This is a genomic window from Streptomyces sp. NPDC107454 (genome assembly GCF_055582885.1).
The window spans coordinates 427407-441578 of sequence record NZ_JBVJPA010000007.1; the positions used below are offsets into that span (position 1 = coordinate 427407).

Here is a 14172-nt window from a genome sequence, read left to right on the forward strand (position 1 = left end):
TTCCCGGCGTGCAGGAGAAGTGATGAGTCCCGACCACCCGCCAGGTCTCGACCTCGACCGACTGCGCGGCCTGCTCGACGGCGAGCGGCCCGGTCTGGTGCACGGCCCGCTGACCGGCCGGCTGATCGAGGGCGGACGGTCGAACCTCACGTACGCGGTCACGGACGGCACCACGAGCTGGGTCGTCCGACGGCCCCCGCTCGGGCACGTACTGGCCACCGCGCACGACATGAAGCGCGAGCACCGCGTCATCAGCGCGCTGCACCCGACCGCCGTCCCCGTACCGCGTCCGGTGCTGCTGTGCGAGGACGAGGAGGTGCTGGGCGCGCCCTTCTACGTCATGGAGTTCGTGGCCGGCACCCCGTACCGCACCGCCGAGCAGCTCGCCCCGCTCGGCCCGGAGCGCACCCGGAACGCGGTGCTCGGGCTCGTCGACACGCTCGTCGAACTGCACGCCGTCGACGCCGCCGCCGTGGGCCTCGCCGACTTCGGGCGCCCCGAGGGCTTCCTCGACCGGCAACTGCGCCGCTGGGGCAAGCAGCTGGACGCCTCCAGGAACCGTGAGCTCGCCGGGATCGACGAACTGCACGCCGCCCTCGGCCGTGAGCTGCCGCACTCCCCCGCGCCCTCCGTCGTGCACGGTGACTACCGGCTCGACAACGTGCTGATCGGCGAGGACGACCGGATCAAGGCGATTCTGGACTGGGAGATGTCCACGCTCGGCGATCCGCTCACCGACCTGGGCCTGCTGGTGATGTACAGCGCGCCGCTGGAACTGCCCGACTCCCCCATCAGCACGACCGCCTCGGCCGACGGTCACCCGGACCCGGCCGAGATCATCGAACGGTACGCCGCGCGCTCGGGGCGCGACGTGTCCGACGTCGCCTGGTACACGGCGTTCGCCTGGTTCAAGCTCGCCGTGATCCTGGAGGGCATCCACTACCGCTACACGCTCGGCCAGACGGTCGGCGCCGGCTTCGACCGCATCGGTGAACTGGTCCCGTTCTTCATCGAGCACGGTCTGACCACTCTTCAGGAAGGCTGATCCGAGATGGACTTCGCATTCGACGCGCGTACCGAGGAACTGCGCGGGAAGCTGCTCGCCTTCATGGACGAGTACGTCTACCCGGCGGAGGCCGTGGCGGAGGAGCAGCGCGCCGCGCTGGCCTCTCCGTGGGACACGCCCGCCGTGGTCGGGGAGTTGAAGGCGGAGGCCCGCAGGCAGGGCCTGTGGAACCTCTTCCTGCCCGACGCGCAGTACGGCGCCGGGCTGACCAACCTCCAGTACGCGCCGCTCGCCGAGATCACCGGCCGCAGCCCGCACTTGGCGCCCACCGCGCTGAACTGCGCCGCGCCGGACACCGGCAACATGGAGGTGCTCACGCAGTTCGGCGACGAGCAGCAGAAGAAGCAGTGGCTGGAGCCGCTGCTCGCCGGTGAGATCCGCTCGGCGTTCGCGATGACCGAGCCGGAGGTGGCCTCCTCCGACGCCACGAACATCACCACGCTCATCGAACGCGACGGTGACGAGTACGTCATCACCGGCCGCAAGTGGTACATCTCCGGGGCGATGAACCCCGACTGCAAGGTCTTCATCGTGATGGGCAAGACGGACCCGGACGGGCCGGACATCCGCCGCCAGCAGTCCATGGTCCTGGTCCCGCGCGACACCCCGGGGCTCGAAGTCCGGCGCGCCATGCAGGTGTACGGCTACGAGGACCACTCCCACGGCGGGCACGCGGAGGTCGTCTTCGACCATGTCCGCGTCCCGGTGAGCAACCTCGTCGGCGAGGAGGGCGGCGGTTTCGCCATCGCCCAGGCGCGGCTCGGCCCGGGCCGCATCCACCACTGCATGCGGCTGATCGGCATGGCCGAGCGGGCGATCGAGCTGATGTGCCGCCGGGCCGTGTCCCGTACGGCCTTCGGCAAGCCGCTCGCCCAGCAGGGCGTGGTCCAGAACTGGATCGCGGACGCGCGCGTCGCCGTCGAACAGCTGCGTCTGCTGGTCCTGAAGACCGCCTGGATGATGGACACCGTCGGCAACAGGGGCGCCCACACCGAGATCCAGGCCATCAAGATCGCCACTCCGCGCACGGTCGTGGACATCCTCGACAAGGCGGTCCAGCTGCACGGCGCGGGCGGTGTCAGCCAGGACTTCCCGCTGGCCGAGCTGTGGGCGAGCGCGCGGACGCTGAAGCTCGCGGACGGCCCGGACGAGGTGCACCAGCGGTCGCTGGCGCGACGGGAGATCAAGAAGTACGTGTGACCGTCCGGTCCGGTGGGGCGGTGACGGGCTCTTTCGCCCCCACCGCCCCTACCCGTTCCCGTCCCCAGGGGGCTGCGCCCCCAGAGGCCCGCAGAAGATCGCGCAGTTCCCCGCGCCCTTGAAGGGGACTACGGCCGCAGCGCGCGCAGCAGCAGGTCGGCCAGGTGGTCGGCGACCTCCTGGGGGGTGAGGGGGCCGTCGGGGCGGTACCAGGTCGACAGGTGGTGCACCGAGCCGAAGTGGTAGTCGACGACCAGGTCGGCCGGGGTGGCTGTGGAGAAGACGCCCTTCTTCTGGCCCTCCTCCACGAGCGCGCGGAAGCGTTCGTGGTAGCGGCGGCGCTCGGCGCGCACCTGCTTGTCCTTCTCGGGGCTGAGGTGGTGCATGGAGCGGAAGAAGATCGCCGCGTCGTCGAGGTTGTCGATCGTGGTGACGACGACGTCGGCGGCGGCACCCCGCAACCGCTCCTCGACCGGCGCGTCGGCATCGGCGAACGCGTCCAGCCGCTCCTGCTGAAGCCGCAGCACGCGCGCGTACACCTCGTGCAGGAGGTCGTCCTTGGAGCCGAAGTAGTGGTACAGCGCGCCCTTGGTGACGCCCGCCGCCTCCACGATCTCCTGCACGGATGTGCGGTCGTAGCCCTGCTCGGCGAAGAGCCTGGTGGCGGCGGCCAAGAGCCGCTGCGGGACGGGCGTACCGTCTCCGTCCGTCGTCCTGGGCACTGCCGCCACCTGCCTTTCGAGCGTTGTCCGGTGAAACGCGTCGTCTACGTCGTCTACTGGGAGTCCTGAGGACGGGAACGCAGTTCCCGACGGAGGATCTTGCCACTCGCCGTCTTCGGCAGCTCGGGCAGGATCTCCACATGCCGCGGATATTTGTAGGCGGCCAGTCTCTCCTTGCAGTACGCGGCGAGCGCGTCGGGGTCCTCCTGCGTGCCGGGCCGCAGGCTGATGTAGGCCTTCACGGTCTCGCCGCGGTAGCCGTCGGGGATGCCGACGACGGCCGCCTCCCGGACCGAGGGGTGCGTGTAGAGCACGTCCTCGACCTCGCGGGGCCACACCTTGAAGCCGGACGCGTTGATCATGTCCTTCTTGCGGTCGACTACGTAGAGCCAGCCTTCGGGGTCCATGAATCCGATGTCGCCGGTGCGCAGCTCACCGTCCGGGAAGGTCTCGGCGGTGGCTTCGGGGCGGCGCCAGTAGCCGGGCACGACCTGGGGGCCTCGTACGAGGATCTCGCCCTGTTCGCCGAAGGGCACCTCCTGGCCCTGGTCGTCGACGATGCGTACGACCGTGTCGGGGCCCGGCACACCGACGGCCAGCGTGCCCGAGACCGGGTCGACGGGAGCCTCCCGGCCCGGCGGTACGGAGGCGCAGGGCGCGGTGCACTCGGTGAGTCCGTAGCCGTTGCGGATGTAGGGCCCGAAGCCTGCCCGGAACTTCTCCACCAGGGCCGGCGGCAGTGGCGCGCCGCCCGAGGAGATGTTCACGAAGGAGGCGAAGTGGTCCGGCGTGACCGCCGGATGCGCCGCGAGTGCCATGAAGGCGGTCGACGGGCCGACCGTGTACAGCGGCCTGTGCTCGGCGAACGCGTCGAGGACGACCCCCGCCTCGAAGCGGTAGGCGAGGACGAGCGTGCCCACGCTGTCGAGGCAGGCGGCGAGCTGGCAGACCATCCCGGTGATGTGGAACAGGGGCGCCATCGCGAAGTAGACGGGCGCCTCCGGCAGCCCGAGGCCCGTACGCTGCCGCTCGGCGTTGTACATGATGTTGCCGTGCGTGTTGGTGGCCCCCTTGGGGGTGCCGCTCGTCCCCGAGGTGTAGCTGATCAGCGCGATGTCGGAGGGCTCCGCGTCACGCCCCGCGGGGGCCTTGTGGCCCGCCCGGGCGACCGCCACCAGATCGTCGGCGTCCGCGGCCTGCGGCAGCCGCTCGAAGGTCAGCACCCGCGCGTCGCCCCGAGTCTGGAAATCCAACTCGCATGCTGTGAGGACGACGCTCACGGCCGAGTCGGCGGCCGTCTCGCGCAGATACGACTCCCACGCGCGGTCGGAGCACACCAGGGCGCGTACGTCCGCGTCGTGCAGGACGTGGCGGACCTCCCCGGACTTGTACATCGGGTTGACCGGCACGACGGTCGCGCCCGCCTTCCAGGCGCCGAGCAGCGCGAGCACGAAGTGCGGGGAGTTCTGGAGCAGGATCGCGACGCGGTCGCCGCGCTCCAGACCGCGGGCGGCGAGGTGCCCGGCGACGGAGTCGCTCAGCTCGTCCACCTCGCGGTAGCTCAGCCGCCCGTCGAAGTAGGCGAGCGCGGCGCGGTCCGGAGCGTCCGCCACGGCGCCGCGCAGGGCGTGCACCAGGGAGTCGGCCGGGCTCACCGGGCCGCTCTGGGCGTCATTGAGGAGGGCCACCCAGGGCCGGTCGGCGTAGGTGGTCACCGGGTCGCCTCCCACTTCTGCTGGATGTGGTTCATGTTCGTCAGCCAGCGGTCCGGTTCGGCGGCCCGCACCTGGTAGTACCCGGCGACCTCGGGGTGCGGCAGGATCAGGAAGCGGTCCTCCTCGATCCCCGCGAACAGCGCGTCGGCGACGGCCTGCGGCTCGATGGCGGTGGGCTGCAGGACCAGGTCGCCCGCGCTGCCGGTGGCGTCGAGCATGTCGGTGCGCACACCCTGCGGACAGATCGCGTGCACCTTCACACCGCGGTGGCGGTACGTCAGCGACAGCCACTCGGCGAAGGCGTACGCGCCGTGCTTGGTGACGCTGTAGGGCGCGGCGCCGATCATGGTGAGCAGTCCGGCGGCGGAGACGGTGGAGACGAACCGGCCGCTGCCGCGCTCCAGCCAGGCCGGGAGCAGCTCCTGGGCCGCCCGGACGTGCGCCATCACGTTGACGTCCCAGGCGAGCGCCCAGACCTTCTCGTCGGCCGACTCAGTGCCGGCCGAGGGGAGGCCCGCGTTGGCGCAGTAGACGTCGATGGTGCCCCCGAGGGCGTCCCGGGCCTCGGCCACGATCGCGGACGCGTCGCCGGGAACCGCGATCGCCCCGATCTCCTCGGCCACGGCCTTCGCCTTGGCGGCGTCCAGGTCGTTGACGACGACCCGGGCCCCCTCGGCGGCGAAACGACGGGCCAGCGCGGCTCCGATACCGCCTCCGGCCCCGGTGACGACCACTCCCGCATCCTGCACGGCTTCCACCATCGGTCTCCTTCGACACGACGCGACGCAACACGGCTCAGCTGCGACCCCAGACTAACCAGTCGGTATGTAGTGAGGGAAGGGGCGCCCTCAGCGGGGCGCGGGGCCGTGCCGTGTATGCGGCTCCGCCGCGTGGTCGCGACCAGCCCCATACGGCCCGCCGCTTACGAACTCTCCGCGGGAGCGCCTAACGTGCCGGTGCCAGCCTTCCGCGATCACGGAGGTCCCCCCATGCGCCCTTCCCGCCGAGCCCTCCTCACAGCCACCGCCACGGCCACCGCCACCGCCGCCTTCGCGGCGACCCCCACCACCCGCGCCACCCCCACCCGGACGACATCCCATGCCGACCCCCTCCGCACCGGCTTCGAGCAGCTCCAGGCGTCCGGCTACGCCGCCCTCCACGGCAGGCGTGTCGGCGTCGTCACGAACCCCACCGGTGTCACCAGAGACGTTCGCCACATCGTCGACGTGATGCACGCCGACCCCCGCGTCGAGCTGACCGCCGTCTTCGGCCCGGAACACGGTTTCCGCGGCACCGCGCAGGCCGGCGGCTCCGAGGGCCGCTACGACGACCCGGCGACCGGGCTCCCGGTCTACGACACGTACCTCAAGAGCGGCAAGCCTCTCGCCGACGTCTTCACCGCCTCCGGCGTGGACACCGTCGTCTTCGACATCCAGGACGTGGGCGCGCGTTTCTACACGTACATCTGGACGCTGTACGACTGCATGGAGGCGGCCCGGCTCGCGGGCAAGCGCTTCGTGGTGCTGGACCGGCCGAACCCGGTGACCGGACGGGCCGCCCAGGGCCCGGTGCTGCACAGGGAGTTCGCGACGTTCGTCGGGCGGCAGCCCATCGCGCAGGCGCACGGGATGACGGTGGCGGAGCTCGCGCGGCTGTTCAACGGGGAGTTCCTGGCGGCGCCGGTGGAGCTGACCACCGTACTGATGTCGGGCTGGAAGCGGTCGGACTTCTACGACGCCTCCGGCCTGCCCTGGGTGCCGCCGAGCCCGAACATGCCGACGGCCGACACCGCCCTGGTGTACTCCGGAACGTGTCTCTTCGAGGGGACGAACCTGTCGGAGGGGCGCGGCACGACCCGTCCGTTCGAGCTGCTGGGCGCGGAGGGCATCGACGGCCGATGGGCTCTGGAGGCGAACCGGCTCAAGGTCCCGGGCGTGCGCTTCAGGGAGGCGTACTTCGCTCCGACCTTCTCCAAGTTCCAGGGAAAGACGATCGGCGGCGTGCAGATCCATGTGCACGACCAGGCCGCGTACGACCCCGTCCGCACCGGAATCGCCCTCCTGGTGACCGCCAAGAAGGTCTGGAGCGGCTTCGCCTGGCGCTCGGACAACTGGATCGACAAGCTGACCGGCTCCACCAGGGTGCGCACGATGATCGACGCGGGGGCGACGGCCGACGAGGTCGTGGCCGCCTGGCAGGACGAGCTGAAGGCCTTCCAAAAGATCCGGAAGGAATATCTTCTCTACGGATGAGCGGAAAGAACTTCTTTTCCACGGTTGAGTCGTGACGTATGGCCAATCTTCGCCCCCGGTAGGACGATGCGCCCACATCGCACCGCCTTCGGGGGACGAGGGGGCTTGCCATGGCGGATCCGGCAGTCAGTGTTTCTCCCTACTGGGAGCTGACCTTCGACGCGGACGGGGACGTGGACGGCCGGGAAAGGGACCGGCTGCTCGCGGAGGTGCCCCGGCGCGGAGTGCGTGACCTGATCGTCTTCGCGCACGGCTGGAACAACGACCGCTCCGGCGCGACGCGCCTCTACAGCCAGTTCTTCGCGCCGGTGCCGGATCTCGCGCCGCACGCGCGTCTGGGCTACGTCGGTGTGGTGTGGCCCTCGATGCGGTTCTCGGACGAGCCGATCCCCGACTTTCCCCGGTCGGTGGCCGCCGACGTGCCCGCAGCCGCCCGCACCGCGCTCGACAAGGACACCCGGCACGCGCTCCTGGAGGTGTTCCCGGGCCGGGCGACGGTCGTCGAGCAGATCGCGCGCCTGCTGGACCAACAGCCCGACGACGGAGCCTCGTTGGAGGAGTTCGGGCGCCTGGTGCGGCTGCTGGTGGAGGTATCACCCCAGGGACCGCAGGCCGCCTTCGCCGCGGACACGCTCGCGGAGGGTGGCCCGCAGGGCGACCCCGCGATGCTCTTCGGGGACACGGCCACCGTGTGCGGCGAGTTCGCCGAGGCGCTGGCCGGGATGACGGCACCCGGCGGCGAGACCTTCTCCCTGCCGCGGCCCTGGGACGGGGCGCGTGAACTGCTGCGCCAGGCCACCTACTACGCCATGAAGCGGCGCGCCGGCACGGTGGGTGAGCGCGGGCTCGGACGCGCGCTCGGGCAGCTCGCGACCGCCGCGCCCGGGGTGCGGGTGCATCTGGTCGGACACAGCTTCGGCGGACGGCTGGTCTCCTTCGCGCTGCGCGGACTGTCCGAGGGCGTGCGCACGGTGAAGTCCGTGACGCTGCTCCAAGGGGCGTTCTCGCACTACGCGTTCGCCGCGTCGCTGCCCGGCGACCCGCGGGCGAGCGGCGCGCTGCGCGGTCTGCAGAGCCGCGTCGACGGCCCTGTGGTGTGCTGCTACTCCCACTTCGACATGGCGCTCGGCACGATCTATCCGCTGGCCTCCCGGATGGCGGACGACGACCGTTCGGTGCTGGGTGTCGACCTCGACCCCGGGCACCTCCTGGGCGCCCGCTGGGGCGCGATGGGGCACGACGGGGTGCAGGCGGTGGAGGGCACGCAGACGTTCACGCTCGCCGACGCGCTGCGCGCGCAGCTGCCGGTGTCGGGGTGCGTGAACGTCGACGCGTGCGCGGTGGTGAACCGCGGCGGGCCCCCGAGCGGGGCCCACAGCGACATCTGCCACCGGGAGCTGGCCCAAGTGGTGCTGGCGGCGGGCCGTGTTCGATGACCCGCCGCCGGGAGTCCGCGACGCGCTCCGGGGTCACCGGTGCGACGTGTACTCCACCACCTGCTGGTAGGTCGGCCGGTTCTGCCAGGTGATCTTGCCGTGCTTGATACCGCCGAGCGTCCGCTGGACGATCGAGTCGGCACACCACTGGTCGCCCGCCGAGCACTGGTCGTCGCCCGGGTAGACCTGGGCTGCGGTCAGGCCGGCCGCCGTCTTGAGTGTGCTGATCAGGGCGTCCCGGCAGGCGCTGAGGGTGCCGCCGCCGCAGTACTTCTGCGACAGTCCGCCCTGCACCGACTCACCGAGGACCGCCCGGATGTCCTTGTCGACATAGCTCCACCAGCCGTACTGGAAGGAGCTTCCGGCGTGCGCGCCGGTCGGACCGTGCGCGGCCGACGGGGACTCGTCGATGGGCAGGTTGTTGGAGAAGGCCGTGTACAGGTCGGTGCCGAGGCCTGGTTCGAACTCGGCCTTCACCAGCAGCGGCCACCAGGCGTCCAGGATGCGGATCGCGTCGGCGTTGGCGTAGGCCTTCGAACCGGCCGAGGTCTCCTTGCGCTTGGCGCCGGCCGTCACCCAGTCGGACAGCTTGGCCACCGCCGCCGCGGCCGTGGTGTCCGTGACCGTCGAACTGTTGATGACCTTCAGCAGCTTCGGCAGCACGTCCTCGGCCCGCAGATCGGCCAGTGCGGCGTCGGCCATCGCCTTGGTGAGCGAGGACCTGGTCACGCCGCCCGCGGCGACGAGCTTCTTCACCCGGTCCTCCAGCAGGTTCCCGCGGTGCACGGAGCCGTCTCCCCAGGGGGCCGTGGTGTAGTCCTTGGCCTGCTTGTTGTTCCAGGAGATGTAGTAGTCCTGGTCGATGGAGTTGGGGTGCGCGGACGGCGGGGTGTACGAGGCGGTGTTCGTCGTCGGGTCCCAGTTCCGCCACTCGTACGCGGCCTGCGCCCAGACCGGGAACTCGGCGTCGACGCCGTCCGCCCGCACCGGGTTGTCACCGCTGTTGTAGTACGCGGTGTGCGAGGAGTCGGCGTAGAACCAGTTGAAGGTGTAGTTGATGTGCTGCACCGCGCTCTGGAACGTCTGCGGGCTCTTCACGTAGTCCGGATCGTTGAGCATCTGGAAGCCGATGATCGAGTCGGCCTCGTGCATGTAGGAGGAGCGCAGGGTCGTGTACGCGACCTTCTTGCCGCCGACCGTGGCGCGGTACTCCACGGGACCGTACTTGGTCCGGTAGACCTGCATGCGGTACGAGCCCGCCGCGGTGCCGTCGGCCGTGGTGGGCTTCCAGGAGTTGGTCCGCTCGACCTTGTCCATGGCGGTGCAGGTGCCGTGGTACAGGTAGTGGTAGTCGTCCTGGCACAACTCGACGGCGTAGGTGTCGATGATGTCCTGGCCGGAGGTCGTCGCGCTCCAGGAGTAGTCCTGGCCGCGCCCGAGTTCGACGTACATGCTCAGGCCCGCGAAGGAGGCGCCGCGCGCGCTGAGGCCCGGCCCCTGGATCTCCTGGAGCATGAGGAGCTGTGGCGCGAAGTAGCCGGTCTGCGGCCCGAAGACGGCGATGGGGTGGCCGCTGGCGGTGTACTTGCCGCTCACCACGAGGGCGTTGGACATCCCGCGCTTCGCGGAGGTGAGGGTGGTGGCGGCCGCCGTCGCCGAGGCGCTGGTGGCGGTCGCGGTGGCCGCGCTGCCGGTGCGGTCGTAGACCAGGGGCTCCTGGGTCACCGAACCGGCGTCGGGCAGGGCCTCGCCCTGTGCGGTGTCGGGCTTCGAGGCGTACGGGAAGCTCTCGCCGTTGTGGACGGTGAGCACCGACTCGGGGTCGTTGCGCTCGCGGAAGGACTCCCAGACCTTGGTGCCCTCGGTCACGCCGTACTTGGACTGGGCGGCCAGCAGCGAGAGGGCGTTGTTGACCTCGCCGCCGCCTCCGGAGCCGAAGAGCGAGCCGATGACGGAGGCCAGCGCGACCAGGTCGGTGATCTTGAAGTGGTCGATCGTGCCGGCGTTGGTGATGGAGTCCTTGTGGCCGGTCAGGACGTACTCACCGGGGAAGTAGCGGCCGCTGTCGGAGGCGTCGATGTAGGCGTTGATGCCGTCGATGTAGGCGTTGGCGTCGGCGAGGGCCTGCTGGCCACGGGCGCCGTTGTTCGCGATGGCGTTGTCGATCTGGGTCTGCAGATCGGCCTCGGTGTAGGGCGCGTTGCGCCAGAACTCCTGCTCCAGGCCCTGGTTGGAGGAGGCCCCGCCGGCGAAGGAGGTCAGCTGGCCGCGGCCGACGTGCCGGAAGACGTCCATCAGCCACAGCCGGTCCTGGGCGGCGGCGTACCCGGCGCCGTACTCGGTGCCGTAGCGGGTGGTGCCGGTGATGTGCGGCACACCGGTCTTCTTGTCGCGGACGATCGTCACGTCGGTGCGTCCGCCGGGCGCGGTGGTGGAGGCGACCTGGTCGGAGGCGACCCCGAAGGACGCGTCGTTGAAGAAGTCGTTGATCTTGGCGTCGGTGAGCGTGGCGGCACCCGAGGCCAGGTTGCTGTAGGGGCCGAGCTGGTCCTCGGCGTGGTCGGGCTGGACGCCGAAGGCCTGGTTGAGCAGGATCTGGGCGAGGGTGGCGTTGCCGTTCTGACCGGGCGGAAGGATGTCGGAACACTGGCCGCCGCAGTAGTCGTTGGCGGCGAGCGCGGTCGTGCTGTCGGCGGCCGCCGCCTGGGTCAGCGGGGACAGCAGGGCGGCTATGAGAGCACAGATGGATGCCGCCCCCAGGAACTTGGGGAATCTGCGGGGAGTTCTCTGTCTGTCGAGCGCGGTGCGTGGGGTGCGCCGTGGCATGGCTGCTCCTACCGACGGGGGTGGGCCGGACGTTACCGCCGGTATCCCCGAGTTGGAAGATGAACATGCGTCAACTTTTCAACGATCACTGAGCAGTTCGGACGTCACGAGCCGTTTAGAGATCGACGGGCCATGCGGATCCGGTGATACCCCGCTCATCCCGGCCCACGGGCTTTTCGACAGGTGACTGACAGCGAGGGGAGGTAGGCCGGAGGGAGTTCGGCCGGTGACTTATGGCGCTCATCGGAAATTGGATGGAGCCGAATCGCGTGTCGATACGTCTACTCGGCGACGTCCCTGGGACGGCAACGCCGAAGTGACCGAAGTACAGGTGCAGGTGTGACGGAGGTGCAGGGCGATGGCGGGTTTTCGGAGTCTGGCGAGACAGGTGCGAGATCCGAGGAATGATCTGGCACTGCGACGCTATTCACTGCGCAAGTGCCTGGAGAGGTTCGCCCCTTACGGGCATCGGGCAACCTGGGACCATCTCTGCTCCCGGGCCGGGTTCGGCCCCGAGGACCGGTCCCCCGATCCAGCGCGGCTCGTGGCCGCACTGGACGAGTTGGAGGAGGCCCGCTCCGTCTGGCTCGCCTACGAGGTCGAGTTCGCCGAGCGCCGCAAGAAGGAGAAGCACGACGGGCTGCGCCGGCCGGGCAGCGTGGACGACTGGCATCGGCTGACCTGGGGCGGATTCGGCGTCGCGTGGTGCGACGACCCGCGGATCCACCCCCACGAATCACTGGCCGAGGTGCTGCGCCGGCTGATCGCCGCGCTGGAGCGCGAGCCGGGCACGGTCTGCCCGGTCTGCACCGGTGAGCGCCTCACCTGGAAGTACGACCTGGCCCACGAACCGTCGTCGGGCCCCGTCTGCACGGATTGCGGAATCGTCGTACCGCGGCCCGTCCTCACGCCCGAGGCACTGGTGGAGGCCAGGCGCGGGCGGTTGCTCGTCTCCGCGTGAGCGCTCCGCCGGGTTGAACGGGGGCCGGGGGCCGGGGTGATGCTCGGGGGCGACCGGGCCACGGGGACTGCGGGTGAGTCGTCGGCCGCGGGATTGTCCGTGGCTGGACGCGCAGTTCCCCGCGCCCCTTCGGGGCGCCGACCTCGGCGGGAGCGCAACTGAAGACACCCCGTGGGCCGACGCTAGCAGGCGCGAATCCGCTCGCTCCACCGCTTTCTCCTCGGGACAGTTGGGCTCGATGAATCCCCGATGAGGTACCCGCGGCACCCGCGGAACCCGAGGAGTCCCGATGTCGACGCTGCGCGTCACCGCCGAAGTGCTGACCGTCCACGAGCATCCGAACGCCGACGCGCTCGAACTGGCCCAGGTGGGCCTGTACCGAGCCGTCGTCGCCAAGGGCGCCTACCGCACCGGCGAGAGTGCCGTCTACATCCCCGAGCAGTCCGTGCTCCCCACCACGCTCATCGAGGAGCTGGGCCTGACCGGACGCCTCGCGGGCCCCGGTTCGGACCGCGTCAGGGCCGTACGCCTGCGCGGTGAGCTGTCGCAGGGCATCGTCTGCCGCCCGAAGGCGCTGGCCGGCGTCGACCTGGCGCGGGCCGCCGCGGACGGCACCGACTTCGCCGAGGCGCTCGGCATCGTCAAGTGGGTGCCGCCGATCCCGCCCACCATGAACGGCGACGTCGAGTCCGCGCCCGATCTGCTGCCCTGGGTCGACATCGAGAACATCCAGCGGTACCCGGACATCTTCGCGCCGGGCGAGAACGTCGTCCTGACGGAGAAGCTGCACGGCTCGGCCTGCCTGCTGACCCACCTCGCCGGCCAGGACCGCGTGTACGTCTCCTCCAAGGGCTTCGGCGCCAAGTCCCTCGCCCTCAAGGAGGATTCCCGCAATCTGTACTGGCGTGCCGTCCACGCCCACGGCGTCGCGGCGGCCGCGGCCCGGCTCGCCGAACGGCTCGGCGCCCGCCGGGTCGGCATCTTCGGCGAGGTGTACGGGGCGGGCGTGCAGGACCTGTCGTACGGCGCCGACGGCCGCCGCGAGTCCCTCGGCTACGCCGTGTTCGACGTGTCCGCGGAGATCGCCGGCGAGGTCCGCTGGCTGGACGCTGCCGCACTCCTCGACGGCGAACTGCCACTGGTGCCACGGCTGTACGAGGGCCCGTACGACATCGACCGCGTCCTGGAGGTCGCCTCGGGCCGGGAGACCGTGTCCGGGCGCGCACTGCATCTGCGGGAGGGCGTCGTGATACGCCCTGCCGTCGAGCGCTACAGCCCGGTGACCGGCGGCCGGGCCATCGCGAAGGCGGTCAGCCCGGCGTATCTGACGCGCAAGGGCGGCACGGAGTACGAGTGACGGTGCGTGCGGTCGCGGAGCGGGCCGAGGGGTGCCCTCAGCAGCACTCTTCGGCCGCGCGCTGCGACTCCTGGGCCCCCTGCGACTCCTGCGCCCCCTGTGACCGCCGCGGCTCCGGCCGCGCGGTGACGCGCTCCACCATGAGCCGGGAGCCCGCCTGTCGCTCACCGAAGACGTCGTCCGGGTTGGACAGCACGCAGTTCTCCAGGGACAGACAACCGCACCCGATGCAGTCGGTCAGGTGATCCCGGAGTCGGCTCAACTGATTGATCCGCTCATCGAGTTCGGAGCGCCAGGCCTCCGACAACCGGGCCCAGTCCTCGCGCGTCGGGGTGCGCTCCTCGGGGAGTTCGGCGAGCGCCTCGCGGATGGTGGCGAGGGGGATGCCGACGCGCTGGGCGGCCCGGACGAAGGCGACACGACGCAGCGCGTCACGGTGGTAGCGGCGCTGGTTGCCGGTGGTGCGACGGCTGCTGATCAGGCCCTTGGACTCGTAGAAGTGCAGGGCGGAGACGGCGGCGCCACTGCGGGCCGACAGCTGGCCGACGGTCAGCTCGTGGATCTTCTCAGGGATCTGGGGCACCCCTCCAACCCTACCTACTTCGTCATCCGCCCTACCGCCTTCGTCACACGTCCG

Annotated in this window: 11 protein-coding genes; 6 read left to right on the plus strand and 5 right to left on the minus strand. The window is 70.6% G+C overall.

From position 1 onward, the window contains the following. Positions 1-22 precede the first annotated feature (22 nt). Positions 23-1045: a phosphotransferase family protein gene (locus ACZ69M_RS20190; protein WP_470051499.1), complete on the plus strand. Its 1023-nt coding sequence runs from the start codon at positions 23-25 to the stop codon at positions 1043-1045. 6 nt (positions 1046-1051) lie between these two features. Continuing rightward, positions 1052-2266: an acyl-CoA dehydrogenase family protein gene (locus ACZ69M_RS20195; protein ID WP_470051501.1), complete on the plus strand. Its 1215-nt coding sequence runs from the start codon at positions 1052-1054 to the stop codon at positions 2264-2266. Between the two features lie 128 nt (positions 2267-2394). On the opposite strand, the gene ACZ69M_RS20200 is transcribed toward ACZ69M_RS20195, so the two are convergent. Genes ACZ69M_RS20200 through ACZ69M_RS20210 form a run of 3 tightly spaced genes read right to left on the minus strand, consistent with a single transcriptional unit; the run spans position 2395 to position 5464 of the window. Continuing rightward, positions 2395-2988 (minus strand): TetR/AcrR family transcriptional regulator, encoded by a 594-nt coding sequence (locus ACZ69M_RS20200; RefSeq protein ID WP_054231210.1) that lies wholly within the window; start codon positions 2986-2988, stop codon positions 2395-2397. 53 nt (positions 2989-3041) lie between these two features. Then, positions 3042-4703 (minus strand): class I adenylate-forming enzyme family protein, encoded by a 1662-nt coding sequence (locus tag ACZ69M_RS20205; RefSeq protein WP_470051503.1) that lies wholly within the window; start codon positions 4701-4703, stop codon positions 3042-3044. Beyond that, positions 4700-5464, minus strand: a complete 765-nt coding sequence (locus ACZ69M_RS20210) for an SDR family oxidoreductase (protein WP_470051505.1) — start codon at positions 5462-5464, stop codon at positions 4700-4702. Before ACZ69M_RS20210 ends, ACZ69M_RS20205 begins: the two co-directional genes overlap by 4 nt. A 228-nt stretch (positions 5465-5692) precedes the next feature. Here ACZ69M_RS20210 and ACZ69M_RS20215 point away from each other — a divergent pair, with 228 nt between their 5' ends. Both ACZ69M_RS20215 and ACZ69M_RS20220 read left to right on the plus strand, forming a co-directional pair. Next, on the plus strand, positions 5693-6955 hold the full coding sequence (locus ACZ69M_RS20215) for an exo-beta-N-acetylmuramidase NamZ family protein (RefSeq protein WP_470051506.1): 1263 nt from the start codon (positions 5693-5695) through the stop codon (positions 6953-6955). Between the two features lie 110 nt (positions 6956-7065). Then, complete coding sequence (locus tag ACZ69M_RS20220) at positions 7066-8391, plus strand: serine-threonine protein kinase (protein ID WP_470051508.1); 1326 nt, start codon at positions 7066-7068, stop codon at positions 8389-8391. 33 nt (positions 8392-8424) lie between these two features. Here the strand turns inward: ACZ69M_RS20220 and ACZ69M_RS20225 are convergent, their stop codons facing one another. After that, on the minus strand, positions 8425-11217 hold the full coding sequence (locus ACZ69M_RS20225; RefSeq protein ID WP_470051510.1) for a penicillin acylase family protein: 2793 nt from the start codon (positions 11215-11217) through the stop codon (positions 8425-8427). Positions 11218-11575: 358 nt separating this feature from the next. Between ACZ69M_RS20225 and ACZ69M_RS20230 the strand changes: the two genes are divergently transcribed. Then, on the plus strand, positions 11576-12178 hold the full coding sequence (locus tag ACZ69M_RS20230; protein WP_403701790.1) for a hypothetical protein: 603 nt from the start codon (positions 11576-11578) through the stop codon (positions 12176-12178). Between the two features lie 289 nt (positions 12179-12467). Next, complete coding sequence (locus ACZ69M_RS20235; RefSeq protein WP_470051512.1) at positions 12468-13535, plus strand: RNA ligase (ATP); 1068 nt, start codon at positions 12468-12470, stop codon at positions 13533-13535. 37 nt (positions 13536-13572) lie between these two features. Here ACZ69M_RS20235 and soxR read toward each other — a convergent pair whose 3' ends face one another. Then, positions 13573-14118: a redox-sensitive transcriptional activator SoxR gene (soxR, locus tag ACZ69M_RS20240; RefSeq protein WP_470051513.1), complete on the minus strand. Its 546-nt coding sequence runs from the start codon at positions 14116-14118 to the stop codon at positions 13573-13575. Between the last annotated feature and the right edge of the window lie 54 nt (positions 14119-14172).